The sequence below is a fragment of the Lysinibacillus sp. NPDC097231 genome (assembly GCF_044761885.1).
Classification (GTDB): Bacteria; Bacillota; Bacilli; order Bacillales_A; family Planococcaceae; genus Lysinibacillus.
Genome location: NZ_JBIWDH010000008.1, coordinates 97294 through 122381, shown reverse-complemented (window position 1 = coordinate 122381; position 25088 = coordinate 97294). Strand labels below are relative to the sequence as shown.

Below are 25088 nucleotides of genomic sequence, written 5' to 3'. Positions count from 1 at the left end.
TCAAATCCCATGATATATAAAGGGGTGGTCGCTTTTTTTATTTCAAAAACTTTCAACTGATTTCAATCGTTTTTGGGTCATTTTGACCGCGATATATCCCCTTCATTTTATGAATATGACATGAATCTTGTTTCAATAACTTCTAGTAATATAAAAGATTATTTGTTCACTAGTTCCTCTATTTACTTTATATCAATGTTGAAACCTTCAATAATTAAAATATTCTCCAATACAAGCCCTATCTCTTGATAACGATCCAGAAATAATCCAACTATTGTTAAGCGACAATCTAGATTATTTTTGTGAATTCTTTTGATTGTTAAATAAAACATAACTTCGATAGAAACTGATAATGCTTTTGAAAAACTCAATTAGTTTTACCTATGGATACCATAGGTAATTTGATATTGTTTACTTTTATGGCACCTTCTATAGTTTAAATTAAGTAGCAATGCCACAAAAAGTATAGGAGGTAATGGCAAATGTCAAAAGCAATTTTTTATCATGCAGGTTGTCCAGTTTGTGTAGATGCGGAGCAAATGGTTCTTGATTATCTTGATAAATCAAAAATTACTCCGGAAGTAGTGCATCTTGGCACTGACCAAAATCGTATTGAAGAAGCAGAAGAGGTTGGAGTAAAATCAGTCCCAGCATTGGTGATCGGTGAAAATGTATATCATATCAATTTTGGTGCAAGTTTAGCTGATGTTAAGGGATAAGTTCTAAAAGAAGGTGCTGTTTGGGCACCTTCCCCTTTTTTCGATAAGGTTTATTAAAACATGCCTTTAATTAATCTTTTTACCACATTTTTTACCACATATGGAATGGCACTTCATAGGTCATTTACAAACAAATAAAGTGAAGCAAGTATTAAAATATGTAACTTGTATTCATTCAGTTGACCGTTTGAAGTTGGGGAGGGTATTACATAAGGAACTTACAAAAGAAAATAGAAAGTTAGATATTCTTGTACAGGTTAACACATCATATGAAGAAAGCAAGTTTGGGGTTGCCCCTGAGGAAACTTTGAATTTGATAAAACAGCTTTCTGAATTAGATACTTTAAATATTAAAGGTCTAATGACGATTGGAAAACTGACTACTGATGATAAAGAGACTAGAGAATGTTTTCGTCTCCTAAAGTCAATTCAACAACAGGTTATTGATCAAAATTATCCTGGAGTTGAAATGGATATACTGTCGATGGGTATGTCTGGTGATTTTGAGATAGCCATAGAAGAAGGGGCAACGCTTGTTCGAGTAGGAACTGCAATATTTGGAAAAAGAGAGTACCCTGACAGTTATTATTGGAATGAACAATTACGAATGAGAGATTAATTTAATAAGTAGTTAAGTTACATTAGCAAATGTCCAACAAATAGAATTCTCAAGATGTCACTCTCGTTGTTAAGAATAACAATGAGATTTTTTAATCCACCTTACAGTAAAAAAGTACAGAATATTAGATCATTAATGTTGAACTTGCATATTAAGATTGCAATGAAAAGAGTAGCTAGTGACTGATTTTCTATATGAAATAATTTATCAAATTGAATTCTAAATTAAAAAATGAAAAATTACTATGTAATGAAGTTATACATCAGGGAGGAAATGTAAATGGAGAATTTGTTTAAAGAAGATCCTGCTATAGCAAAAGCAATCCAGCAGGAGCTATATCGACAGCGCAATAAAATTGAATTGATTGCTTCAGAAAACTTTGTTAGTGAAGCTGTTATGGAAGCGATGGGTACAGTCCTAACAAATAAATATGCGGAAGGCTATCCTGGACAAAGATATTATGGTGGTTGTGAGTATGTTGACATAGTAGAAGAATTGGCTAGAGAAAGAGTTAAAGGTTTATTTGATGCAGAACATGCCAATGTACAGCCACACTCAGGTTCGCAGGCTAATGCAGCAGTTTATTTTGCAGCTGTAAATCCAGGCGATACGATTTTAGGCATGAATTTATCACACGGTGGTCATTTAACACATGGAAGTCCCGTTAATTTCTCTGGTCAGCTATATCATTTTGTTTCTTATGGTGTCGACGAACAAACCCATCTAATAGACTATGATGAAGTGAGGAAACTTGCCCATGAACATAAACCTCGAATGATTGTAGTGGGAGCAAGTGCTTATCCACGTACAATAGATTTCGAAGCTTTTTCTGAAATTGCTAAAGAGGTAGGGGCGTTATTTCTTGTAGATATGGCTCATATTGCTGGTATTGTTGCAGCTGGTTTACATCCAAACCCTGTACCACATGCTGATTTTGTAACAACGACAACACATAAAACACTGCGAGGTCCAAGGGGAGGAGTCATTTTATGTAAGAAATCCTGGGCACAAGCAATTGATAAAGCAGTCTTTCCAGCTATTCAGGGTGGACCGCTTATGCATATGATTGCTGCCAAAGCGATAGCATTTAAAGAAAATTCCTCCTCTGAATTTAAACAATATATGAAAAATGTACTTCAGAATGCAAAAGTATTAGCTGAAGCATTGATAGCAGAGGGTTTAAATGTTGTATCGGGGGGGACTGACAATCATCTTATCCTCTTAGATCTTCGCAATATTAAGATCACTGGAATGGATGCACAACTACTACTTGATGAGATTGGCATCACGGTAAACAAAAACGCAATTCCATTTGATCCGACAAGTCCACAAATAACAAGTGGAATTCGTCTTGGTACGCCAGCCATAACTACAAGAGGAATGGGACCAAGTGAAATGATAGAGATAGCACGTATTATTTCACAAGCATTGAAGAATCCACAAGATTCAACGTTAATCAAACTACTTAGTGATGAGGTCAAAGAAATAACTTCGGGGTTCATTTTATATGAGCGGAAGATTCAGTGAGAGGGGAAAATAAATGAATACAAAAAGAGTGGATTCTTACTCCAAAGCATTATTCGAACAAGCAAAAAGTGTGATTCCTGGAGGAGTGAACAGCCCGGTACGTGCATTTTCGTTGGTTGACTCTCCTCCTGTTTTTATTACAGAAGGTCGAGGATCTCACATATTTGATGTTGATGGAAATGAATTTATTGATTATATATGCTCATGGGGACCTTTGATACTTGGACATGCCCATCCAGCAGTGGAGGAAGAGATACAGAAGGCAGTAAGAGATGGTTCAAGCTTTGGATTGTCTACTGAGATTGAAGTGAAAATGGCTAAATTAATATGCGAAATTGTTCCATCTATTGAAATGGTACGTATGGTGAACTCCGGAACAGAAGCTGTAATGAGTGCATTACGTTTAGCAAGAGGATATACAAGGCGGCAAAAAATTGTGAAATTTAAAGGTGGCTATCATGGACATGCTGACGCTTTGTTAATCAAAGCAGGTTCTGGGGTGGCTACATTAGGATTGCCCGATAGTCCGGGGGTACCCAATAATGTCACTACTGATACTATTACAGTACCTTATAACAGTATGGAGAGTATCCGTCATGCCTTTGAACAATTTGGGGAACAAATTGCAGCTGTTATTGTCGAGCCAGTTGCTGGAAATATGGGAGTTGTTCCTCCAAATCCTGGATTTCTCCAAGGGTTACGGGAGATTACCAAACAGTACGGTAGCTTGCTTATCTTTGATGAAGTAATGACTGGTTTTCGCGTAGACTATCATGGGGCACAGAATCTATACGGAGTCGATCCCGATATTACTTGTTTAGGAAAGATCATAGGAGGGGGATTGCCTGTGGGAGCTTATGGAGGCAAACGTGAAATCATGGAGCAAATTGCACCCGCAGGACCTATTTACCAAGCAGGCACATTATCAGGGAATCCACTTGCAATGTCAGCTGGATATAGAACTCTGAGGTTACTTGAGCAGATTGAAATCTATGATGATTTGGAAAGAAAAGCGGCTAGATTAGAAGAAGGTTTCAAACAAAATGCTGAATTGACAAGTGTGCCATTAAAAATCAACAGGGTAGGCTCCATGCTTTCTATCTTTTTTACAGAACAAGAGGTTGTTGATTATGAAACAGCTAAGAGTTCGGATATGCATGTTTTTAAAAAATATTATACGAGTATGCTGAATTTTGGAATTTTGACAGCCCCTACACCTTATGAGGTGATGTTCATATCGGCAGCACACTCCGATGAAGATATTGAATATACAATTAAGGCTCATTATCAAGCACTTAGTAATGTCAAAAGTATAGGGTGAGAATAATAATGGAATCGATCAATATACAAAAACAATTTCCGATACTGAATCAAAAGATTCATGGGTATCCGCTGGTTTACTTAGATAACGCAGCATCAACACAGAAACCGCTCCAAGTCATCGAATCATTGCAACAATACTATGAACAAGATAATGCTAATGTACACAGAGGAGTACATACGTTAAGTTCACGTGCTACAGATGCTTATGAAGGAGCACGGAAGAAAGTAGCTAATTTCCTTAATGCAAAGACGGAAAAAGAGGTTATCTTCACTCGTGGTACGACATCTTCTATAAATCTAGTAGCTAGTAGCTATGCAAGAGCTGTCTGCAATGAAGGGGATGAAATTGTGATCTCCGCAATGGAACATCATAGTAATCTGCTTCCTTGGCAACAAGTGGCAAAAGCAACGAAAGCTAAATTAAAACATATCCCACTCCAAAATGATGGAACATTTTCTATTGGAGATGCCGAGAAAGCAATTACTAGCCACACGAAAATTGTAGCCGTTTCGCATGTTTCTAATGTATTGGGAATTGCTAACCCCGTGAAACAAATGGCTGCAATTGCTCATAAACATGGCGCTGTCATCATAGTGGATGGTGCACAAAGTGTCCCTCATATAAAGGTAGATGTTCAGGATTTGGGCTGCGATTTCTATGCCTTTTCAGGTCATAAGATGTGTGGACCAACTGGTATTGGAGTGTTGTACGGAAAAAAGCAATTGCTTGAGAAAATGGAACCGATTGAATTTGGAGGAGAAATGATCGATCATGTTGATTTATATGATGCATCTTGGAAAGAATTGCCGTGGAAATTTGAAGGAGGAACTCCAATTATCGCAGGTGCAATTGGTTTAGGTACAGCTATCGATTTTCTAGAAGGAATAGGATTAGATACGATAGAGAAGCACGATAAACAATTAACTAGCTATGCGGTAGAACGAATGAAACAAATTGAAGATATTACAATATATGGACCTGATGATGGACGTTTTGGGTTGGTTACGTTTAATTTAGGCAAAGTTCATCCGCATGATCTAGCCACGGTTCTCGACACTTATGGTATAGCAATACGCGCTGGGCATCATTGCTGCCAACCATTAATGCGACACTTTGAAGCTAGTGCTACGGCACGTGCCAGCTTTTACTTATACAATACAGAAGAAGATATCGAACGATTCATTTTAGCACTAGAGAAAACGAAAGAGTTTTTTAAAGAATGATTTTATTTTAATATCGCGTAAATACACTCTATTTAGATGGATGGGTAAACACTAGGTCGCAAATTAAAGACAAAGAAAATTTAGATTCATAAACATGAGAGGATTTGATTATATGTGGGTACCTAGAGCTTTATCAATAGCGGGTTCTGCTGCAAGAGGAGGTGCTGGGATTCAAGCTGATTTAAAAACTTTCCAGGAGATGGGTGTGTTTGGTCTAAGTTCTGTCACTGGTATTGTTGCATACCATCCATATACCAATCAAAATGTGTTTCCTATAGAATTAAGTGCTATTGAAGCACAGATATATACAGCGCTTCGTGACGTCGGGGTAGATGCGATAAAAACGGGAATGCTCTATACAAAGGAGAATATTTCCCATGTAGCCAAGTGGATTGAAGAAGCCGACACGACCAATGTTGTTGTAGACCCAGTCATGGTTGGTAAAATGGACACACCTTTGTTAAAAGACGACGCTATCAATACCCTTAAAACAAAATTAATACCTTTAGCGACAATTATTACACCAAATATGCCAGAAGCAGCACTATTATTAAAATCGAATCAACAACTTACAACTGTTGATGACTTAAAACTAGCAGCAATAGAATTGAAAAAACTAGGCTCAAAATATGTCCTTGTCAAAGGAGGTCGCTTGAAAGGTCCAGCTGTTGATGTGCTGTATGATGGAGAGAAATTACATATACTCGAAGCGCAGCGTATTGATACAATTCATACAAATGGAGCAGGATGTAGCTATTCTGCCGCAATTACAGCCTTGTTAGCAAAAGGTAAACCTGTTCAAGAGGCTGTTAAAGAAGCAAAAATGTTTATTACAGCTGCCATTCGTCATTCCATTACATTTAAGCGAGGCGTAGGTCCTCCAGATTTTGCTGCTTATCATAGATATGGGGAGTTAGGGGTCAAAGAAAGCATTATAGAATTTCAGAAACAAGAATACTAAAAAAGAAGAGCTATGAAGAAATTTAAAGTATCTGCAATTAAATGGGGGGGACAAGAATGAAACAAGTTTATAATTTTAATGCGGGGCCAGCAGCATTACCTTTAGAAGTAATGCTTCAAATACAAGATGAACTCCTCAATCTACAGGGAACTAGTTTGTCTATTTTAGAGATATCACATAGAAGTAAGGAGTATGAGAATATCAATGAAGAAACACAACAATTGTTGAAGGATCTTCTCAACATTCCTACTGATTATGAGGTGTTATTTCTTCAAGGTGGTGCAAGTACGCAATTTGCTATGGTACCTATGAACTTTTTAGTAGAAGGACGTAAGGCAAGTTACTTGCATAGCGGAATCTGGTCAGAAAAGGCGATAGCAGAAGCGAGAAAATTTGGCGAGATTGTTATTGCAGGAAGCTCGGAAGTCGATTATTTTAAAAAAGTCCCTAATCTTTCTGGTGTGAAGATTGATCCAGAAACTGCGTACATTCATCTTACTTCTAATGAAACAATTTTAGGTACTCAGTATCAGAATTTTATAAATACCGGCGAAGTGCCACTTATTGCGGATATGTCCAGTGATATTTTGTCTCGATATATTGATGTTTCAAATTTTTCTCTAATATATGCTGGTGCACAGAAAAACTTGGGACCATCAGGTGTTACAGTTGTGATTGTCAAGCGCGACCTAACGGAAAGCATTCCTGAGAGTATTCCTGATATTATGAACTATCGAGTTCATGCGAATAGCCGATCCTTACACCATACTCCTCCAGTGTTTGCTGTTTACATCGTAAATCTTATGTTGAAATGGATCCGAAATAATGGTGGAGTAGAAGCTATTGAAAAGCGTAATCGTCAGAAAGCGGATTTAATTTACAGTACAATCGATAAGAGTGGCGGTTTTTATAATGGATTAGTTCATTTAGAAAGCCGCTCAAAGATGAATGTGACATTTAGTATCTTTAATGAAGAAATAGAAAAACTTTTTTTACAAGAAGCAGAGAAAAGTGGTTTTATTGGGGTGAAGGGTCATCGGGATGCAGGACACCTTCGGGTTTCTATTTATAATGCAGTTACATACGAACAATGCCAGGCGTTAACGAATTTTATGATTGATTTTCAAAAACTTTTTGGGTAGTAGAGGAATTAGACACTTATATTGTAATAGAAGTGTAATTAGGAATTACCAAGATAAATTTTGATGCTAATAAAACGACAATTTTTATTTATATAATCATGAATAAGAAGTCGGTCAATTCATTTTGTTTCTACAAAAGATAAAAGAATATTTCAGGGAGTGATGTATTGTGGATCATTCGGAGAATGATGTTATGTTCCCGACATATGCTAAATACCCTATTTCACTAGTCAGAGGAGAAGGGAGTCGGTTATGGGATGAACAGGGAAAAGAGTATTTGGATTTTATGTCTGGTGTTGCGGTATGTAATTTAGGTCATGTACCTGTGAAAGTTAAAGAGAAAATTAAGGAACAACTGGATCGTGTATGGCATGTTTCTAATCTCTTCCATATACCGAATCAAGAGAAACTTGCACAAATGCTAGTCAATCATAGCTGTATGGACCTCGTTTTCTTTTGCAACAGTGGTGCTGAAGCTAACGAAGCAGCCATCAAATGTGCGAGAAGGTATCACCGAAGTGTACTGAAAAATGGGAAATATGAGATTATTACATTTGAGAAATCATTTCATGGGCGCACTATAGCAACATCGACTGCGACAGGACAAGACAAAGTTAAGGACGGTTTTCTTCCTTTACCACAAGGATTTAAATATGCACGTTTAAATGATCTTCAATCTGTAAAAGAACAAATAAGCGATCAAACTGCAGCGATAATGATGGAGTTAGTGCAAGGGGAGAGTGGAGTTTATCTAGCAGAGCAAGAATTCGTAGATGAACTCTCTGCTTTATGTAAAGATCATGGGATGCTACTTATTATCGATGAAGTACAGACTGGCATGGGGCGTACAGGGAGTTTGTTCGCTTATGAGCATTATGGTATCGAACCAGATATCATCACGCTTGCCAAAGGACTAGCCAGTGGGTTTCCAATTGGCGCGATGATAGGTAAGAAAGAACTTCGAGAGGCTTTCTCAGCAGGGAGTCATGGTTCGACTTTTGGGGGAGGCCCTCTTGCGGTAACCGCAGGTCTTGCAACTCTTGAAACGCTACTTGATGGATGTTTAATGGAACATGTTACTAAACTCGGAGTATACGCATTGCAGCGCTTGACAGATCAACTTCAGCACTATCCTAGTGTACAAAATATAAGAGGGCTTGGTCTCTTAATTGGTATTGAATGCCGCGAACCGATTGCCCCAATAATTCAAGAGCTGCTGCAACAAGGACTGCTCGTACTTACTGCGGGAACTCATGTAATCCGTCTGGCACCGAGTTTATTAATTACTAAAGAAGAAATTGACCAAGCCGTTGACCTCATTGAAGTTATACTGAAAAAGTATTGAAAAGCATAAAGATTATTCCTGATAAAGCTCTAGTTAAAGCGTTCCTCTTTAACTGTTTTAATCAATCGATCCATAAAAACGCGACTAGCAGCGCATAAATGTTTGTTCTTTCGATAGGCAATGCCAATCTGTGTGGTGATCACAGGATCTTGAATAGGAATCGTTTTAATATGAATATTATCAATATAATCTAAGTAAGCTTTTGGTAGTATCGTAACACCGATGCCTTTGCTTACCATTTGAATGATAGATTCCATCGTCGTCATTTCAAGTACTGGTTTGGGTGCGAAATTCATTAAACTACACTGTTCGTTAACAACTTGTCGTAGAAAATAGGTTTCAGGTAATAAAATAGATGGTGTCTCTTGTAAAACTTGAAGTGATACACACGCCTCTTTTGCAATGATGTGATCTATAGGTGCAGCAAAAGCAAGATCTTCTTTATAGAGCGGAATAGTTTCTAGGTCTTCATGTTCCAACGGTAAAAAAACGATACCCAAATCCAATTCATTTTGTAATAGTCCTTTGTAAATATCTCCAGTTCGTAACCCTTGTACAGAAAGTTCTACATTGGGATAAGCATTGTGAAAACCGATAACTGTTGGGGGAAGCAAATAATTAACAACGGTGAGTAGGGAGCCAATTTTGAGCGTGCCCCTCTCTAATCCCTGAAGCTCGCTAATTGCAGCACGTGCCTGAGAAATTTCATGAAAAACATTGTAGCTGTGATGGAGCAATGTTTTACCTGCATCAGTAAGTATATTTTTTTTGCCAATACGATCAAATAAAGGCATCCCTACTTCATGTTCTAACAAGCTAATTTGTTGACTAAGAGAAGGTTGGGCAATACCTAGTTTCTCCGCCGCACGTGTAAAATGCAGCTCTTGACATAGTACTATAAAGTATTCCAATTGTTTTAGTTCCACCGAATTTCCTCCCAAGTATTTATATGTATAATGATAGGTTTTAACTATCATTATACACTAATTTATTATATATTTCTAATAGATGAAATTTATGGTAGAAAATAGTTTGAATATTTGAGTTTATGCATTCCATCTTAAAATTGCTGAAATATGAATAAAATTAATTTTAAAAAGGAGTTTGATATCGGTGAGTCAACCTGTGATAGATAAAATAATGGTAGGAAGGCCACAAACATTCGGAAATAAAGATGCAAAACATCCAATGGATCGTGAGTGGACCACTGGAATTGTAAAATATCCAGTTAAAGGAAAGATTTGGGCAGGGAAAACAAATCTTGGAGGGGACGGACAAGCAGATCTTAAGCGACATGGCGGACCGGAAAAAGCAATTTTTGTCTATACGGTTTCTCATTATGATTATTGGCAAAAAAAATTACAAAGGTCAGACTTTTCCGTCGGTGCATTTGGTGAAAACTTAGCTGTTAAAAACATCAATGAAGATGATTTATGTATCGGTGATGTATTTCATATTGGTGGGGCTGTCGTTCAAGTTTCGCAACCAAGGCAACCATGTTGGAGACCAGCAAGACGCTGGAAGATAAAAGATTTAGCTTTACAAATACAACAAGAGGGCTTAACGGGATGGTATTTTCGTGTTCTTAAAGAGGGTGAGATACAAGCAGGAGATTATCTCCAACTTCAAGAAAGACCATTCCCTGAATGGACTGTGGCTAAATGCAATGATGTTATGCACAATAAAAAACATGATTTAGAATTAGCAGCTAGACTTGCTGCTTGTGAACTCCTCGCACCTAACTGGCGTAATACGTTATCTAAACGTGCAGAAGGTAAAGGAAAATTGGATATTCGTAATCGTGTAATCGGTCCAAATGAATAATCATGATGTTGAAAGACTACAGTGATTTGACTGGGGATAAGGTAGTGTAAAACAATTAAGTATTTGTACAATATTTTAATGTAATTATCTCAATTTGAATATTATGATAAATCTTTGAATTGAGCTTCTGTAATATTGTAAGTTTAACTTTTTAGAAACATTTATTACTTAATGGTGATGACTGTATAGATAGCCAGTAGATAAAACGGCAGTTTTGAAAGAAAGTATTCAACACTGTCGTTTTCCTAATAAACAATTTTGAATAGCATAGTTTCACATTCTAAGTAGTAAAGGAAATACAGTCATATTTATATGTTTGACATTATTTAGTACCCCCAAAGAGGCTCTCTTTTTTATATTGCGCTGGTTATTAGTATTCTAACTTTGTACGTTATTTTGTATACTTTTCTGCAGTTTACAATTGGTTATGCCTTTCAAAATAAAAATGATAAGTGCTGGGGGAGAAGTTTAACTAAATTTTCTTACTTGAACGTTAGGTTTTGAAATATTTAAATCCACTTTTTTTAAAATACTTTTGCTATATGCTGTTATTTATCCAACTGTAAGCAAGGCTATTATTTTAGAGATTGAAAAGTATTCAGGAGAGAAGAAACCCGGGTTAGAATGGAAAATAGAAGAGGCATTAGCTGAAGAATATAAGCGTAGTTTTGAGTATTCTTACAAGAATAATTGCAATTATTTTATAAATGAATTGTTTGAAGCATTACAAACTAACATCTTGATGTATATTTATGGAAGCTCTCGTTTTGTGGACACGAGAGCTTTTTATATTAAGTTCTAGCAGGGGGGAGGAGCCAGCCTTTGTTGTTACTCAACTGTATTAGCTTAGAACCGAGTAGGGCGTACCGCATATGAAGTTCTGCATATTTTGCTGTATGCTTCTTTTTAACAGACAACTCTAGAGCTTTGCTGACTGAAATAAGTGAAGAAGCAATATTCATCGATAAGATGGTACTGATTTCTGTATCATTTATAGTTGTTTTTCCTCGAATCCTCTTAATTTTCAACTTGCCGTATTCAATGGATGCAGAGGAGGCAAGCACCCCATTTTCCTTTAATAGTATTTTTAGCTGTGTATTGTTATTTATTAAACATCGATTAAAATCTGCAATAATGGCTTTTAATTCCTTATCGATAGCGTGCTTGAAAAATGTATGATTTGAAGCTATATAGCCATTATTTACACTGAGCTGTTCCCAAATCTTAAAAATCTCCTTATTGCGTAATAATTCTAGATTGTCATTTACTAATACCATAGTTACACTTCCTAACTCATGTTATCGTTCATTTATTTGAGATTAGGATGTGTAAATAAATGAAATTCTAATCAATTTTTACAATAAAAGGGTTAACCAACTAAAGCTGTATAATCAAAATGATAATACGGTTTCGGTTCAGCTTGTCTACATAGAGAGTGGCGACTCCTGCGGGATAGCTTACTGAAAGCCCCGCAGGAACGGAGTGACGAGGAGACTGAAGCTGAAAAGTTTATTCCTTTAATTTCTTGTTTTTAAAGCTATTAATGGTTGTTTTTAATGCGGCGAAATTTCCAATAGCGGCGTAACCATAAAAAAAGCCCATAAATATTCCTACAATAAGATTGTGTCGATGGCTAATGAAGATAGAAATTATCAAGCCAATCACAAGGGCGATTGCTGGAACATATTTAGGCTGTACGTGCATAAATACCTTAATAAGCTGTGTAATAATTAACACAGCTGGAACGGCTATTACAGCATCCCAAAAATTTGTATGAATCACTGGAAATAATTCCATTTTCTACACCTCTTTTAGCAATAACAAAGCTGTGACTTTAACATATAGATTTTCCTTTTTATTTATTTTTATGCAATGAAGGGTGTAGAGCTATCCATTACTTCGCATGAATCTTAATAATACGAACCATATGGATACATGTATGGATAGTGATATGGGGATGGATTTGGGTTCATATATTGTGGATATTGATGCTTAGGCTTTTGTTTTTGCTTAGGCTTATGATGAGGATCCTTTTGCTTTTCAGTCGATTTTACACGGTTGCAGTCTTTAGGTGGACCAATATATGTCGATGGTACAATAGGCTCAATGGTTTTCTTCCACTGCTTTTCATCTAAACAATAAGTGTGAGCCATAATATTGGAAGGTGTAAATCTTAATATATCTGAGCCTAAAATGACTTCAGGAGTTGGCGCATCGAACATAGCTAGTAAATGTGTGTCATCCTCGGTAGCCACTTCATAATGCCACCAGCCTTGCGGTACATTTGCCACTTGACCAGGTTTTATAGGGTAGTTTTCAATTTTTTTTGTAAAGGGATTAAATATAGATACGATGGCACTACCAGAAATACAATAAACAAGTTCTGCTGCATTTTGATGATAGTGTGGCTCTATCACGTTTGCCTTACTTAGAAAAATATCCAGCAAAGACATATTTTCTAGCGTATTTAATTGTTCTACACCTAGGATATTAATAAAATTCTGATCATCTTTTTTAAAAAGCGTGCTGTTATTCACATCAAAAGTGAACTGCGTTGATGGTGAAGTATAATCAATATTTGAGCTAATAATTACATCCTTTCTAATTAACTTTTTCAATACTTGTCATTAGCACAGAATATGTACATAGTTATTTTAGGCTTAAACGAATGCCCATTTTTATTTTTCCCCTAAGGTTAAACCATCCCTCTTAAAAATTAGCTAAAATTACCACTTCTAATTAAGAATGTACGTGCGTATAATGAAAAATGCAAACGTTTGTTCTGAAACAAAACAGCTCTGTTGTGCTCACTGTGTATGACAGAACTAGTGAAAAGGAGCAGCTAAGATGAAAGAACAGTTAATAAAAGCAATGCAACGTCAACAAATAGTCAGCATGATGTATGTATCCAAGTCTGGTGTCATTACTAAAAGGCGTGTGAAAATCATGAAGATTGTTGGTGATTCCTTTACAGCATTTTGCTTTACAAGGCAGGCAAAGCGTACGTTTATTATTAACAATGTGCTAGCAATACTGCCCGTTCTACATCGAAAGCGTGAGATCATATGAATTACGATGATCTATCGCACAAGGACATTTTTTGTATTGATATGAAATGTATCCCATTGAGTTATTGGTAATTTTGAGCAACCAGGTAGTATCTAAAGTAACAGCAAAATCTAAATCAGTTATAAAACTTGCTTCTAAATAAATGTAAAAAATGAAAAGGGCTGTCATAAAAGTGACTTTTGTGACAGCCCTTATTCTATCTAATGGTTTTCCATAATTAATGGATTGCTCAATAGGAATGTAGTTCTTAGTTAGTGCATCTATGTCTGTATTCATAATAATTGTTTAAAATAGGAGGAATGGAGATTTTTACATTCATTTTTAAACACTTTATTGTTATTCATCATATTAAATTGAATTTGCAATTTTAACTAACATTTCAGGTGGTACTTTGTTCGCTACTCCTTTATAAATCCCGAGTATATATTGCAAATTATTTTTTTCAAAGACAAAAAAATTAAAAATTTGGTGTTCGAAATAAATTCCTTTAGTACCATCTTGAAGTGTATACTTTGTACCTTCAAAATCTAATTTATTTTTAGGTGGACGAATATCAATTTTAAATAAATTTTCTTTTATATCTTTATTAACAAACCTTATTGATAAGTCATCATTCATTTTATATTCTTTATCTTCAAAAAATTTTCCGTATTTATGCGTGAAAGAAATAGAAGGCAAAATGGTTGGTAATTTTACTGTACATTTAAAATGATTTTCAAATTCTTTAACTGCATCTTCTACGGATTTATATCCACCTTCAGCATATTTCTCCTCAAAAGTAGGCGGTTGAGGGTCAGCATATACGACTTCTATAGCGGAGAAAATTATAATACAAAAAAATGTCATATAAACTTTTTTTAACATTTAATCCACCCCCAGTATTAAGTACATCAATCAGTAATCAAAAAAACTCCTCCCACTTCTCTATTAGTATTTAAGAATAGGTAAGAAATATACAGACATTACATATAATTATGCTTGTTGTAAATAAAAGTACCCATCTATCAGCAATGGATAGATGGGCATTAAAGATGCTTAGGATTGAATAAGGTTTTATTTCACTGCTTATTTGGATTGCGATCAATAAATTCATTAATTTCATCTTTTAAGCGATATACTTGTGTGAAATACAGATGCTCGGGTACATTATCACGTACTACCCATTCTTTTAATACTTTATGGTGAAAAGTCACGAAGTACTCCATTAAAATTTCTCTGTCAATGCCTTGTTTTTTTGCCATTTCTGCTATAGAAAGGCCTTCTTTCCAGTAGGCATCATACTCTTGTTCAGTTAATTTTAACAATTCATAAATTTCCTCGTAGTTATACTTTAAACTGTATTCATATTCTTTTTCAACATTATCGTTATTTGCCAAGTCCTTTAAATCAATATTATTATCTAAACTTAAATAAGCATTATTTTTAGGTGTTATACTGGTATTATTTCTAACTCCACTATTATTATTTACATTTTTTTCTGCATTAGCTAAAAGTGTAAAAAAGAGAAAAGTGGAGATCAACAAAAGAGGAAGATATTTCAGAACATTTTTCATATCCTTTCTCCTTTCGATTTTAATTATTTATTCAAACTTTAGCTTATATCATATTTATGAATAGTATACATTTTTGAGTTAACATTATAATTTTATCCCTTTAGTATTAAGGGTTTCCAAATAGACAAAAAGGGGCACCTCCCTTAAAGGGTGCCATACTTGAATAACAAGTTTATTACTTTCTTAGTTAAATGAACGAGCGTTTTTGTGGAGTAATAAAAAGCCTGAAAAGTTGTATCGTTTTACGCCTTTAGAAGTCTAAAGGGTGTTTTATAGTGAAAAGGAAAAGAATATCTGGTTTGAATTTAAAGATCGATTTAGGGACAGTTAAGTGATAAGTTATGTCGTTAAAAGGCCATTTAGTTTAATAGTTTTTTTAAAATATTTCCATAATTTTATATGTTATATTCAATATTGGAGGTGTTTCTTATGCAGGAATTGCAAGGGATTTTAGAGAAAAGCAAATATTCATATGAAATAATTCAACACGAAAAACCAATAATTTCAAAACAAGATGGCACAAAATATTTTGGAATTGAAGTCGGACAAACAGCTCCGACGTTGATACTAAAGACCGATAAAGGGTTCTTTGCATTAATTGTATCTGGAAGGCGTAGCAAAGTTAAATTTGAGAAAATAGCTGATATTTTAGGTTGCGGTAAAGTAAAATTAGCATCTCCAGAGGAAGTTCAGAAAGTTACAGGATTCCAAGTAGGGAGTGTTCGTATGGTAGGTCTTGATTTACCTTGTGTGATAGATAAACGACTTTTACAATATGATTATATTTATGGAGGGACTGGTCAACCAACATTTACTTTAAAAATTGAACCACAAGCCTTAAATGAATTAAATCAAGTGATTGCAGCCTTCGATTAACAGAAAATACTACTTTTTCTTGTTTAACAATGGGCACCTTTCTATTAAGGTTCCAAGTCTGATACTTGCTACCGCACAATTAAAAAGGATTGAAGTTGCACCCGGAAAATGTGTGGGGAGATTTCTTTGTATCCTTTTTTAGCTGCTGCTTGGCACATTTTCTCATGCGCATCGGATGTGAAATAACCAATGCTACCGTGGATTCGCTTGCGATTGTACCAGCCTTCGATGTACTTAAATAAAGCTACGCGTGCGGTTTCAAAGCGGTCGTACTTATCATTGTTACTTCAAATTCATCATTGATATCACCATCTGAATCACTAAATCTTCCAAACTGATGGGTAAAACTAATGGGTGGTACTCTTAATGGTAGCTTAAGCTCCTTATTAAAATGTCGTTCAAAATCTTTTAACGCAGATTCTACAGTTTTATAGCCTATTGCTGGAAGAAATTCTTCAAGTGGTTGTGGGGAACCACTTGATTTTGCCTCTACTGTTTCATTTATAGATATATTAATTAATACGCCAGTTAACAATACAATAAGAAAACATTTATTCATTTTAGTGCTCCTAAATTATATTAAGGAATATTTTCTCCAAACTATCACATTGTAGAGCGTTTTCCAACGGTCCAAGAACCTTTATTCCGCTTAGATTGTGTTCTTCTTATTCACGAGCACCCTTCACTATAAAAACGAAATATGGAATATGTGGATGTTTCAGTTACTTTTTATAGAAAAAAGTTGGTGCAGATTCTACATTTTTTAACCACCGATGTTCTAGACCATTTATTCCATCTTTAACCCAAACATCTCCTTGGTTTTCTTTTTCAGATGTTCGATACCAAGTAATAGTTGAACCAACCACTTGAGGTGCTTTATCTATTTTATTTTTCTTGGGAAATGTAAGCTGCTTTTGTTCTCCTGATTTAATATTAATTACATATAGCGCTGTAAACATAGTTGGAACCGGTCCCTCTTTCCACTCTTTGTTTTCTTTTGCCCGAGCAACAATTATTTCATCTGGAGAAAACCATTCCAAATCAAGGTCGACATATCCTTTAGGTGTGTATTCCTTTCGTGTATTCAATGTGGGAATTTCTGTAACGGTAGTATTTTTGTTTACAACGAAAAATCTGCCTTCCCCCGATATGAAGGCAAGTTGATTTTTGGTAGGGGCCCACTTTATCCAATTTTTATACCCAAGCATTTTTCCAATAACCTGAAAATGGTCTCCTACTGATGAAAGTACAGAAAGTGTATTGCTATCATTGGACCAAGACGCAGTAGGTGTTAATAGAAAACTAATCCAACTTCCATCAGGACTCCACTTAAAAGCTTCTGCATCAATAGCAAATAAGTCGGTTGTATTTGTTTGAATGGTGTAAAAAGGTTTTATTTTATTCGAATCAAGATTAGCATCTACTGGCACTTTAAAAAGACGAACTGGTTCCCATCCAGTAGGAAGTAAATTAGATTGAGATGAAACGATAAACTCTTTTCCGTTGGGAAACCATTCAAAATCACTAACACCTAGAGATACATTTTCAAAACCTTGTGGTCGTCCATTTTTTGTTTTTGTAACATCTAGGACACCATGCGAAATGTAAGCTAGTTGATTTGACGTTGGTGACCATTTAATAATGCTTGTTTCAATTGTTGGATATGGCTGATAGTTTTCTTTTTTCTTCAAATCATAAATATACAAATACGTTTTTTCACCTTTCTCGTCACCTGCTAAATAGGCAATAAACTGACCATCTTTTGACCACTGTGGAGAGGATACATACTGACCTGTTGTAAGCTGTATTTCTTTATCGTCCTCTTTCATCCAAAGCTGGTGGTCTCGTATAAAAGCTGCTTTAAGTGGAACTTCAGCAGAAGCACCTGTTGAAAAATTAAAACTAACAAATAGTATTAATAATAAAATCCTCGTCACCATTAACCGACCTCCTTTTAGAGGTAGGGTGTCCTTACGAAAGACATATATCCGTCCATCAATAGTAGCTAGCACCATTCACTTTTATATAAATGAACAGACTTTGTTTAAAACCACATCTTTTTCTTTTTTGTGTCTTGGTTTTACATTTAGTTAAATTATCCTATTTTAATATCCTTGAAACTTAATGATTTCTAATATATGTACTGTTTTTGTGGGATTTGTGTTTTTTAATTTCCATAAATTAAATCTTGCTAATACCCAAACAAATGTTCTAATATTATGTATACAAACAGATGTTCTTGCGTAGAGTAATGAAAAGGGAAACTTTATGGATGTTGTGATTTATCATTAAAATTACGTAAGGTAACTGGGAGGAAATCAAGATGCGAGATCAATTAGTTAAAGCAATACAACAGGCAAAACGTTCCTTTATCATCAATAATGTTTTCACTGTCACTTCTGTTTACCGAAAAGAGAGTGAAGTTGTATGAATTACGATGTTATGCCAAATCGACCTATTATGTGCATTGATATGAAATGTTTTTACGCTAGCTGTGTAGCAATGTTACATGGGCTAGATATTTTTGAAACTCCAGTTGCAGTAGTAGCAAACTTTGACCAACCGGGTAGCGTTGTACTTGCAGCATCACCATTGATGAAAGAGAAATTTAAAATCAAAACTGGCAGTAGACGATATGAGATACCAAAACATCCTGACATTAGATTGTTTGAGCCTAAAATGAGTTTCTTTATTCAAATGTCGATGACGATTACAAAATTGATCTCTAATTACGTACCAGTTGATGCTATACATGTGTATAGTGTGGACGAAAGCTTTGTTGATTTAACTGGCACTGAAAAGCTTTGGGGTTCACCTGAAGAAACGGCTAAGGAAATACAAAGGGCTATTCTTGACCAATTTAATGTACCTAGTGCAGTAGGTATGGGGCCAAATATGTTAATAGCCAAATTAGCTTTAGACCTTGATGCAAAGAAAACTGGTTTTGCCAACTGGACTTATGACGATATTCCAAAGAAATTATGGCCTGTACGACCTCTATCCGAAATGTGGGGCATAGGAAGACGAATGGAAGCAAATCTAAATGCTATGGGAATACAAACAGTTGGTGGTTTGGCTAATACAAATCTAAAAGAATTAGAAAAGCGCTTTGGTGTAATGGGCAATCAACTCTATTATCATGCATGGGGAATCGATTTATCCACATTAGGGGAGCCGTTAATAACAAACGGCACTTTAAGTTTTGGGAAGGGCCAAATGCTGATGAGGGATTATCACACACGAAAAGAAATCTCTGTAGTGCTCCTAGAAATGTGCGAAGATGTAATGAAACGCACACGTGATGCAGGGTTTGTTGGCCGTACAATCAGCTTAGGTCTTTCCTACAGTCATAATGCCATGACCAAAGGGTTCCATCGATCTAAAACGATTGCAGTACCAACAAGTGAAACTCTTGTAATGTATAAAACTTGTATTGAATTACTGGATGAACACTTTGCCGGAGAGCCAGCTCGTCAATTATCTGTGCGAATAACGAACCTCGAAAGAGAGCATAGCATCCAATTAGATTTATTTGACGAACGCAAACCACAGCGTCAAATAATCGGTCCTACAATGGATGCAATACGCAATAGGTTTGGGGCTACCTCAATATTAAGAGCAGTTTCTTTCACAAAAGCTGGTACAGCTATTAATCGAGATCGCTTAGTTGGTGGTCATTTGGCATAGGAGTGATTTGATGATAAAAGACAGAGGTAATATTAAATGGGCATCGATGATGTTACCAGAGCATTTGGAGCTACTTAGGGAGTATAAGCAGGGATATGCAAAACAACAAAGAGAGCTTGCCGATTGGGAATTAGAAGAATTACAACAAACGATAGATTTAGCTTATAATCAGCATCAAAACGTTAAGTTAGATGTTTGGTCAGATGGTAAAATCACTCAATGGATAGGAAAAATAAATTCTATAAATATTAATACAAACGAACTTATACTTGAGACTCTTCTTAAAACAAAACGTATTTCATTAAAAAATATATGTTCAGCGCAACTGGATGCTGATTATTATGATTAAAACCGATGAGAGGCAATTACTTCACAAATATCTATTGTTAGAATTAGCAGTGAAATCTTTGCAGATTGATTATCAAAAGGCAGAACAATTTAAAATGAAAAATGTCTTTCTTCCATTAATGGATACTTTGTTAAAGGATTTACGACAAGAATTATTTAATCTTAAACGGCAACTTGCACAACTTCGTATCCGAGTAGTAGGTTGGCAACCAGTGGATGAATATTTTAGTGACGTCCAAGTCGCAACGGCAGGTAATGACGTAGTACTTCGTTATGCTAATCAAGCTTTAAAAACACAAGTAGAAAAGTTACTAATTAATCGGATAAACAAATAACTATGCTCGCTTTGAGCAGCGAATTTTAGAAAATATTTAAAGAAATAGTGTTACTAATCCAACAATAAGAGAACTAACTAAATTAGAAACGGAAAATGAGTATTCTTACCGTTTGTAAAAGGGAGCGGAGGAAGCGGCTCGGCGCTTGCCCACAGGAAGCTTTGCTCTGCACGAAAGCGAAGCGTCAGCGGCAAAGCGAGTAGCCTAGAACGGAAATCAGCTCATTTAAAGTGCCAAATATTCATAAAGATTTCCTTGACCATTTTGTTTTTCAACACTTTGAGAGCTGTTTTAGACAGCTCTTTTTTCTTATTGTACTAACGGTGCAGTTTAGTTCAATAAGCCGTACCATTGTATTTGTTTGTTTTTTACATATACTGTATAATTTTATAGATGGGTATATTTAACTTTGAGTATTTCTAAAGAATTATTTTGGGAGGGAATATTGTGTTTATTGTTAATGTAGAAGGTGCAATTTACAAAAGTGAAAGATGGTTGTTAATTAGACGTAGCGAGAAAGAAGAACACGCTGGAGGTTTACTGTCTCTTGTTGGTGGAAAGGTAGAAAAGGAGGGGATTTCAACAGATATTTTAGAAAGGACACTAAAAAGAGAAATCACTGAAGAAGTGGGGATAGAGGTTTCTAATCTTCGGTATGTTAATAGTTCATCATTAGTTACTGATTCAGGCATAAATGTGGTTGACATTGTTTTTCTTTGCGACCACGAATCAGGCGTACCATTTGCTAAGAGTCCTGATGAAGTTGATGAGGTTATTTGGATGACTACCCAGCAAATTCTAAATAATTCTAATTTACCTATTTATTTAAAGGAAAATATTAAACTTGCTGAAAAACTGGTAAACAGTAATGCGTAGTTATTCGTAGAAAGTAAATTTTGAGAGATACACTTTTTCAACTAACCAGCTAATAGATTGTCAATAAAAATCTTTTAAATTAATAAATACTTCATGCCATACTAAAAAGCGCAACCCAAATAACCCTCCGAATTCAATTTGGAAGGTTTTTGTTGTATTTGAAAATGCTGTTACTAAATGGTTTCTTGGAATGGTGTTTTCGTTTTTAAAATCGCATAAATCCAATGTAAAAGCTTATTTGCACAAGCAATAATGGCTACTTTATATGGACTTCCTTCCTCACGTTTTAAATCATAGAAAGCTCGTAATCGCTTATTTCGTGCTATAGTTTTAGGTGTTGTTTTCTTTTTCCGACTATCTCGAATAGAACAACGAAAAGCTGTATAAAGCATGTGACGAAGCCTAGCTGAGCCGCGTTAGTATTGGATCTAGTCTCGCAAAAGCCACTAACTTTTCCTGACTTTCACCTTTTGCGACATCCAGACCAACTACTGGATTCATGTTTATCTCCTCCTAAGGTAGTGTATTGACCGGTAACCTCTATCTAGCTTGTTATTCATATCTTCGCTTGTTATACGAGATCGAAATGTCCCGACCACTAATCATGTGTTAACAAGTAGAGGGCGAACAGTTTAGTTGTCGGGATCTAATCCCACGGGTGCTTCCGTTCGACCCCGGCTACTATCATCTATAAATTGAATAAAAAATAGTCAACCAGATTACTGGCTGACCTTATAATACGAACGGGTGCTATACTCGTAGATGATCATTGAGCTTAAACAGCTCTTTTTTTATACACGTCCAAAGGGGAAAATGATACAACTTTATTTATAAACGGTATAATTTTCTTTCAAAGCTACACTTGAATAAATCCAAATAATTCATTTGTCAATTCGTGTTATTTGCAATATTGACAAAAAATACACCAGCGTGGTTTAATTTAATTATTAAATAATTATTTAAATGTTTAAATATAACAAGAAAAGGAGGTGTTAATATGACGTTAAATCTTACATTCAAAGCGCTCTCCGACCCGACCAGACGTAAAATTCTTGATTTGCTCATGGATAAGGATTTAACGGCTGGGGAAATAGCCGATCATTTTCAAATGACAAAGCCTGCGATCTCTCATCATTTGGGCTTGCTTAAACAAGGGGATTTGGTATGGGACGAAAGGCAAGGGCAGCATGTTGTTTACTCTATCAATACGACTGTATTACAGGAAGTAATGAAGTGGTTTATGCAATTCAATAATAGCAAGGGAAAGGGAGAGGAATAATTATGAAAAAGTATTGGTTTTCGGTGTTGCTTTTCATTATAGCTGTGATAGCAAGTGTATGGAGCTACCCACAGCTTCCTGAAAAAATTATTTCCACTTCAAAGTATCAAAGTGATTCTACCGCTACTCCCAGAGAGTTTATTGTGAGCATGATTCCCGTAATGATGTTTCTTATGCTTGTCTGCATGGCATTGATCCAGAAGCTTGGATTGAATAAAAAAAGCTCGCGCTCAGGTGGGCCGGTTAATGCGATTCTGAACGGCGTCATTCTTATCCTACTGCCAGTTCACGGTCTAGTATTGGCCTATGGCATGGGTAATCCGTTTAACGTTGATATCATTGCTCCTTTAGTTACAGGCGCTGTGTTCATTGTGATCGGTAATTTTATTCCGAGATTGAGAGGTAATTTAGGATCCAGCCTGGCTACTTCCGTATACGATACCAATAACGGCATCGAAATTCGCAAGTCTCATCTTTACATGGGGCGAGTATATGTAGCAGGTGGCTTCATCATGTTAGTGAGCACACTTGTGCCTGGTGGTGCATCTTTACCGGTCTTTATTACTCTGCTGTTGCTTACTGTAATTATCTCTATGATTGGGTATTACGCAAAGTTGCAACGGGGATAAAGAAACCTGCTCTGAGATTATTAAAAAAGTTCATGCCTTCTGTTATTTTAAAGTGTACCCTGTGGAGTAGACACCTAATACGACGGAATCTCGTTTCTATACAGAAGGCGGTAATGAATATATGGAGATGTCCGGATTTTTATACGTAAGTGAAACCAACGTAAAACCGCTGGATGTAAACCAATCATCCAAAGTTACGCTGCAAGCAAATGGGCATGCGAAATGGTTTACGATCCCGCAAGCGGCAGCAGGGAAAACGATGACCGTGGCGTTGCCATCGAAGAGTTCGTTCGCGGTGTATGATGAGAATGGAGTAGGTATCAATTTTACCGTTGTAAGCGGCAATAACAAAGTAAAGTTGCCAAAGAACGGAACGATTGTATTTGCTGGCGCACCGAACTCGGAATTTGCAATCAAGTTGAACTAACTACAATTTAAGATGTACTTCAACAAAACCAGTACGACATAGAAAAGGTGTTTTGCTGGTTTTGTTTGTATTTATCTTTACGAAAAGGCTTACCGAACTCTTATCATTACCCCCATAAACAATCATGGTAATAATCTGTCAAAGGTGTTTGTCCTAAAATACTAAAAGCTTTATGACAATAGCTGAAAGCATAAATTAAAGTGAAAGGGAATGAAACTTTTTACTTTAGAACTTCTTAAACTAATGAGGTTTACTTGAAGATCATTGAGTTGCATAGGCAGCTCTTTTTTTCTTATTGAACGGGCAGTTTAGTTCAATAAGCATCATTATTGTATTTAGTTATTTTTCCATATGTTGTATAATTTTGGGTAGTAATATTTAACTTTTAGTATTTTTAATAAATTATTTCGGGAGGTAAAACTTGTTATATTTAGCTTTATTAATTAGCATCGTTTCAATTGTAATTACGGATAAGCTTACTCAAGCTTTTAAATTATCAAGCATTTGGGGATTAATTGGTCAAATTTGTGCGTCACTTGTAATAATAATGGTCGGCAAACTCGAGGTTAGTTATATTTATCTAGGAAATCACTTTGAATTAGGATATTTGACGATTCCATTTACTTTATTATTTCTTGTAGGTTTTACAAATGTAATGAATATAGAAAAAGTGCAAAATCCTTCAATATTGCTGTTGCCATTCGTTTCATTAGTTTGTTTCTCAATGTCAGCTTTCTTCATAGGTCATTCATTTGTTTTAATAATGGGAATTTGTACCTGTTTAGCGATTATGTTTATTCTGCTATACCGCTATTTTTCAGGTAAAGTATTTGTAGGAAGAACGCTTACTACGTCAATAGGTTTCATAATAGCAGTACTTTCAATATCCCTGATTAAAACATCTATTGTAACAATTTATATTCCGATGTTTACTTTAGCACTACCGTTCACTTTATATTATTTTATTAAAGATAAATTTACGAGTATACAATCAATTACAGTTAGCACTTTAACAGCTATATTATTTAGTGTATTAATGTTCGTAGTTCCTTTTAATAGAATGTGGTATCTCGTTGTTGGGTTAACGATTATTTTGGTTATCACGCAATTTTCACGTAAATATCGCTTTATTTAGAAACTAAAGTTCTTTTTAAACTAACGGGTACTTTAGGTTAATAAGGAGTAGAGCCTTTTTCTAATTAAACTAACGGAGTAGATTCATGTTTGAAGGATGTTCGAGGTCTTATTTTAGAGGGGAATGAGTCTATTGCAGTCTAACAGAAAAAAAAACGGTAAGTATTTGGTTGTGCGTTGTGATTTTAGTT

Annotated in this window: 25 protein-coding genes and 3 pseudogenes; 19 read left to right on the top strand and 9 right to left on the bottom strand. The window is 35.5% G+C overall.

Annotated elements, in window-relative coordinates:
- The first annotated feature begins 482 nt into the window (after positions 1–482).
- The 8 genes and pseudogenes from ACIQXF_RS07660 to ACIQXF_RS07625 all read left to right on the top strand — a co-directional run bounded on the left by ACIQXF_RS07660 (position 483) and on the right by ACIQXF_RS07625 (position 8860).
- Complete coding sequence (locus ACIQXF_RS07660; RefSeq protein ID WP_402780941.1) at positions 483–719, top strand: glutaredoxin family protein; 237 nt, start codon at positions 483–485, stop codon at positions 717–719.
- Between the two features lie 100 nt (positions 720–819).
- Positions 820–1338, top strand: a pseudogene (locus ACIQXF_RS07655) (YggS family pyridoxal phosphate-dependent enzyme); the annotation flags it as partial.
- 279 nt (positions 1339–1617) lie between these two features.
- Complete coding sequence (locus tag ACIQXF_RS07650; protein ID WP_402780938.1) at positions 1618–2865, top strand: serine hydroxymethyltransferase; 1248 nt, start codon at positions 1618–1620, stop codon at positions 2863–2865.
- A gap of 13 nt (positions 2866–2878) precedes the next feature.
- Positions 2879–4186 (top strand): glutamate-1-semialdehyde 2,1-aminomutase, encoded by a 1308-nt coding sequence (gene hemL, locus ACIQXF_RS07645; protein WP_402780935.1) that lies wholly within the window; start codon positions 2879–2881, stop codon positions 4184–4186.
- Positions 4187–4194: 8 nt separating this feature from the next.
- Entirely contained in the window at positions 4195–5412 is a 1218-nt protein-coding gene (locus ACIQXF_RS07640; RefSeq protein ID WP_402780932.1) for a cysteine desulfurase, read from the top strand.
- 112 nt (positions 5413–5524) lie between these two features.
- Positions 5525–6373, top strand: a complete 849-nt coding sequence (thiD, locus tag ACIQXF_RS07635) for a bifunctional hydroxymethylpyrimidine kinase/phosphomethylpyrimidine kinase (protein ID WP_402780929.1) — start codon at positions 5525–5527, stop codon at positions 6371–6373.
- 56 nt (positions 6374–6429) lie between these two features.
- Complete coding sequence (gene serC, locus ACIQXF_RS07630) at positions 6430–7515, top strand: 3-phosphoserine/phosphohydroxythreonine transaminase (protein ID WP_402780926.1); 1086 nt, start codon at positions 6430–6432, stop codon at positions 7513–7515.
- Positions 7516–7708: 193 nt separating this feature from the next.
- Positions 7709–8860: an acetylornithine transaminase gene (locus tag ACIQXF_RS07625; protein WP_402780970.1), complete on the top strand. Its 1152-nt coding sequence runs from the start codon at positions 7709–7711 to the stop codon at positions 8858–8860.
- A gap of 29 nt (positions 8861–8889) precedes the next feature.
- Here the strand turns inward: ACIQXF_RS07625 and ACIQXF_RS07620 are convergent, their stop codons facing one another.
- The gene (locus ACIQXF_RS07620; protein WP_402780923.1) at positions 8890–9786 is read right to left on the bottom strand and encodes a LysR family transcriptional regulator; all 897 of its coding nucleotides are present in this window, start codon (positions 9784–9786) and stop codon (positions 8890–8892) included.
- A gap of 187 nt (positions 9787–9973) precedes the next feature.
- Between ACIQXF_RS07620 and ACIQXF_RS07615 the strand changes: the two genes are divergently transcribed.
- Positions 9974–10684 (top strand): MOSC domain-containing protein, encoded by a 711-nt coding sequence (locus ACIQXF_RS07615; RefSeq protein ID WP_402780920.1) that lies wholly within the window; start codon positions 9974–9976, stop codon positions 10682–10684.
- A 791-nt stretch (positions 10685–11475) separates the two neighbouring features.
- Here ACIQXF_RS07615 and ACIQXF_RS07610 read toward each other — a convergent pair.
- The 3 genes from ACIQXF_RS07610 to ACIQXF_RS07600 all read right to left on the bottom strand — a co-directional run bounded on the left by ACIQXF_RS07610 (position 11476) and on the right by ACIQXF_RS07600 (position 13272).
- Positions 11476–11961 carry a DUF3231 family protein gene (locus ACIQXF_RS07610; RefSeq protein WP_402780917.1) on the bottom strand — a complete coding sequence of 162 codons (486 nt, stop codon included), beginning with the start codon at positions 11959–11961 and terminating at the stop codon, positions 11476–11478.
- Between the two features lie 232 nt (positions 11962–12193).
- Positions 12194–12481, bottom strand: a complete 288-nt coding sequence (locus ACIQXF_RS07605) for a hypothetical protein (protein ID WP_402780914.1) — start codon at positions 12479–12481, stop codon at positions 12194–12196.
- 113 nt (positions 12482–12594) lie between these two features.
- Positions 12595–13272, bottom strand: a complete 678-nt coding sequence (locus tag ACIQXF_RS07600) for a cupin domain-containing protein (protein ID WP_402780968.1) — start codon at positions 13270–13272, stop codon at positions 12595–12597.
- A 259-nt stretch (positions 13273–13531) separates the two neighbouring features.
- Between ACIQXF_RS07600 and ACIQXF_RS07595 the strand changes: the two genes are divergently transcribed.
- Positions 13532–13753 (top strand): transcriptional regulator, encoded by a 222-nt coding sequence (locus ACIQXF_RS07595; RefSeq protein ID WP_402780911.1) that lies wholly within the window; start codon positions 13532–13534, stop codon positions 13751–13753.
- Between the two features lie 348 nt (positions 13754–14101).
- On the opposite strand, the gene ACIQXF_RS07590 is transcribed toward ACIQXF_RS07595, so the two are convergent.
- Together ACIQXF_RS07590 and ACIQXF_RS07585 are read right to left on the bottom strand one after the other, a co-directional pair.
- Complete coding sequence (locus ACIQXF_RS07590; RefSeq protein WP_402780909.1) at positions 14102–14617, bottom strand: carbon monoxide dehydrogenase; 516 nt, start codon at positions 14615–14617, stop codon at positions 14102–14104.
- Between the two features lie 194 nt (positions 14618–14811).
- Positions 14812–15306: a hypothetical protein gene (locus ACIQXF_RS07585; protein ID WP_402780906.1), complete on the bottom strand. Its 495-nt coding sequence runs from the start codon at positions 15304–15306 to the stop codon at positions 14812–14814.
- 429 nt (positions 15307–15735) lie between these two features.
- Between ACIQXF_RS07585 and ACIQXF_RS07580 the strand changes: the two genes are divergently transcribed.
- Positions 15736–16182, top strand: coding sequence for an aminoacyl-tRNA deacylase (locus ACIQXF_RS07580; protein ID WP_402780903.1), 447 nt, complete (start codon positions 15736–15738; stop codon positions 16180–16182).
- A gap of 244 nt (positions 16183–16426) precedes the next feature.
- Here the strand turns inward: ACIQXF_RS07580 and ACIQXF_RS07570 are convergent, their stop codons facing one another.
- Both ACIQXF_RS07570 and ACIQXF_RS07565 read right to left on the bottom strand, forming a co-directional pair.
- On the bottom strand, positions 16427–16741 hold the full coding sequence (locus ACIQXF_RS07570) for a hypothetical protein (protein ID WP_402780900.1): 315 nt from the start codon (positions 16739–16741) through the stop codon (positions 16427–16429).
- A 163-nt stretch (positions 16742–16904) separates the two neighbouring features.
- On the bottom strand, positions 16905–18122 hold the full coding sequence (locus ACIQXF_RS07565) for a translocation protein TolB (RefSeq protein ID WP_402780897.1): 1218 nt from the start codon (positions 18120–18122) through the stop codon (positions 16905–16907).
- Between the two features lie 487 nt (positions 18123–18609).
- Here ACIQXF_RS07565 and ACIQXF_RS07560 point away from each other — a divergent pair, with 487 nt between their 5' ends.
- From ACIQXF_RS07560 to ACIQXF_RS07545, 4 genes are all read left to right on the top strand, one after another.
- Positions 18610–19869, top strand: a complete 1260-nt coding sequence (locus tag ACIQXF_RS07560; protein WP_402780894.1) for a Y-family DNA polymerase — start codon at positions 18610–18612, stop codon at positions 19867–19869.
- Positions 19870–19879: 10 nt separating this feature from the next.
- A complete protein-coding gene (locus ACIQXF_RS07555) occupies positions 19880–20218 on the top strand; it encodes a YolD-like family protein (protein WP_198696214.1) in 339 nt (112 codons plus the stop codon).
- Complete coding sequence (locus ACIQXF_RS07550) at positions 20211–20552, top strand: YhjD family protein (RefSeq protein WP_402780889.1); 342 nt, start codon at positions 20211–20213, stop codon at positions 20550–20552. The genes ACIQXF_RS07555 and ACIQXF_RS07550 overlap by 8 nt, the downstream gene beginning before the upstream one ends.
- Before the next feature lie 447 nt (positions 20553–20999).
- Positions 21000–21428, top strand: coding sequence for an NUDIX hydrolase (locus ACIQXF_RS07545; RefSeq protein ID WP_402780886.1), 429 nt, complete (start codon positions 21000–21002; stop codon positions 21426–21428).
- A gap of 173 nt (positions 21429–21601) precedes the next feature.
- Here the strand turns inward: ACIQXF_RS07545 and ACIQXF_RS07540 are convergent.
- Positions 21602–21844, bottom strand: a pseudogene (locus ACIQXF_RS07540) (IS110 family transposase); the annotation flags it as partial.
- 581 nt (positions 21845–22425) lie between these two features.
- Between ACIQXF_RS07540 and ACIQXF_RS07535 the strand changes: the two are divergent.
- The 4 genes and pseudogenes from ACIQXF_RS07535 (at position 22426) to ACIQXF_RS07520 (ending at position 24898) form a co-directional block, all read left to right on the top strand.
- Positions 22426–22707, top strand: a complete 282-nt coding sequence (locus ACIQXF_RS07535; RefSeq protein ID WP_402780883.1) for an autorepressor SdpR family transcription factor — start codon at positions 22426–22428, stop codon at positions 22705–22707.
- 2 nt (positions 22708–22709) lie between these two features.
- Positions 22710–23336 (top strand): SdpI family protein, encoded by a 627-nt coding sequence (locus ACIQXF_RS07530; protein WP_402780880.1) that lies wholly within the window; start codon positions 22710–22712, stop codon positions 23334–23336.
- Positions 23337–23412: 76 nt separating this feature from the next.
- A pseudogene (locus tag ACIQXF_RS07525) lies at positions 23413–23763 on the top strand (serine hydrolase); the annotation flags it as partial.
- 421 nt (positions 23764–24184) lie between these two features.
- Positions 24185–24898, top strand: a complete 714-nt coding sequence (locus ACIQXF_RS07520; protein WP_402780877.1) for an MraY family glycosyltransferase — start codon at positions 24185–24187, stop codon at positions 24896–24898.
- The last annotated feature ends 190 nt before the right edge of the window (positions 24899–25088 follow it).

What these genes read in the sequence shown, in the direction of transcription:
- ACIQXF_RS07660 (WP_402780941.1), top strand. Translation starts at nt 483, where the DNA reads ATGTCAAAAGCAATTTTTTATCATGCAGGTTGTCCAGTTTGTGTAGAT.
- ACIQXF_RS07650 (WP_402780938.1), top strand. Translation starts at nt 1,618, where the DNA reads ATGGAGAATTTGTTTAAAGAAGATCCTGCTATAGCAAAAGCAATCCAG.
- hemL (WP_402780935.1), top strand. Translation starts at nt 2,879, where the DNA reads ATGAATACAAAAAGAGTGGATTCTTACTCCAAAGCATTATTCGAACAA.
- ACIQXF_RS07640 (WP_402780932.1), top strand. Translation starts at nt 4,195, where the DNA reads ATGGAATCGATCAATATACAAAAACAATTTCCGATACTGAATCAAAAG.
- thiD (WP_402780929.1), top strand. Translation starts at nt 5,525, where the DNA reads ATGTGGGTACCTAGAGCTTTATCAATAGCGGGTTCTGCTGCAAGAGGA.
- serC (WP_402780926.1), top strand. Translation starts at nt 6,430, where the DNA reads ATGAAACAAGTTTATAATTTTAATGCGGGGCCAGCAGCATTACCTTTA.
- ACIQXF_RS07625 (WP_402780970.1), top strand. Translation starts at nt 7,709, where the DNA reads ATGTTCCCGACATATGCTAAATACCCTATTTCACTAGTCAGAGGAGAA.
- ACIQXF_RS07610 (WP_402780917.1), bottom strand. Translation starts at nt 11,961, where the DNA reads ATGGTATTAGTAAATGACAATCTAGAATTATTACGCAATAAGGAGATT.
- ACIQXF_RS07605 (WP_402780914.1), bottom strand. Translation starts at nt 12,481, where the DNA reads ATGGAATTATTTCCAGTGATTCATACAAATTTTTGGGATGCTGTAATA.
- ACIQXF_RS07595 (WP_402780911.1), top strand. Translation starts at nt 13,532, where the DNA reads ATGAAAGAACAGTTAATAAAAGCAATGCAACGTCAACAAATAGTCAGC.
- ACIQXF_RS07590 (WP_402780909.1), bottom strand. Translation starts at nt 14,617, where the DNA reads ATGTTAAAAAAAGTTTATATGACATTTTTTTGTATTATAATTTTCTCC.
- ACIQXF_RS07585 (WP_402780906.1), bottom strand. Translation starts at nt 15,306, where the DNA reads ATGAAAAATGTTCTGAAATATCTTCCTCTTTTGTTGATCTCCACTTTT.
- ACIQXF_RS07580 (WP_402780903.1), top strand. Translation starts at nt 15,736, where the DNA reads ATGCAGGAATTGCAAGGGATTTTAGAGAAAAGCAAATATTCATATGAA.
- ACIQXF_RS07570 (WP_402780900.1), bottom strand. Translation starts at nt 16,741, where the DNA reads ATGAATAAATGTTTTCTTATTGTATTGTTAACTGGCGTATTAATTAAT.
- ACIQXF_RS07565 (WP_402780897.1), bottom strand. Translation starts at nt 18,122, where the DNA reads ATGGTGACGAGGATTTTATTATTAATACTATTTGTTAGTTTTAATTTT.
- ACIQXF_RS07560 (WP_402780894.1), top strand. Translation starts at nt 18,610, where the DNA reads ATGAATTACGATGTTATGCCAAATCGACCTATTATGTGCATTGATATG.
- ACIQXF_RS07555 (WP_198696214.1), top strand. Translation starts at nt 19,880, where the DNA reads ATGATAAAAGACAGAGGTAATATTAAATGGGCATCGATGATGTTACCA.
- ACIQXF_RS07550 (WP_402780889.1), top strand. Translation starts at nt 20,211, where the DNA reads ATGATTAAAACCGATGAGAGGCAATTACTTCACAAATATCTATTGTTA.
- ACIQXF_RS07535 (WP_402780883.1), top strand. Translation starts at nt 22,426, where the DNA reads ATGACGTTAAATCTTACATTCAAAGCGCTCTCCGACCCGACCAGACGT.
- ACIQXF_RS07530 (WP_402780880.1), top strand. Translation starts at nt 22,710, where the DNA reads ATGAAAAAGTATTGGTTTTCGGTGTTGCTTTTCATTATAGCTGTGATA.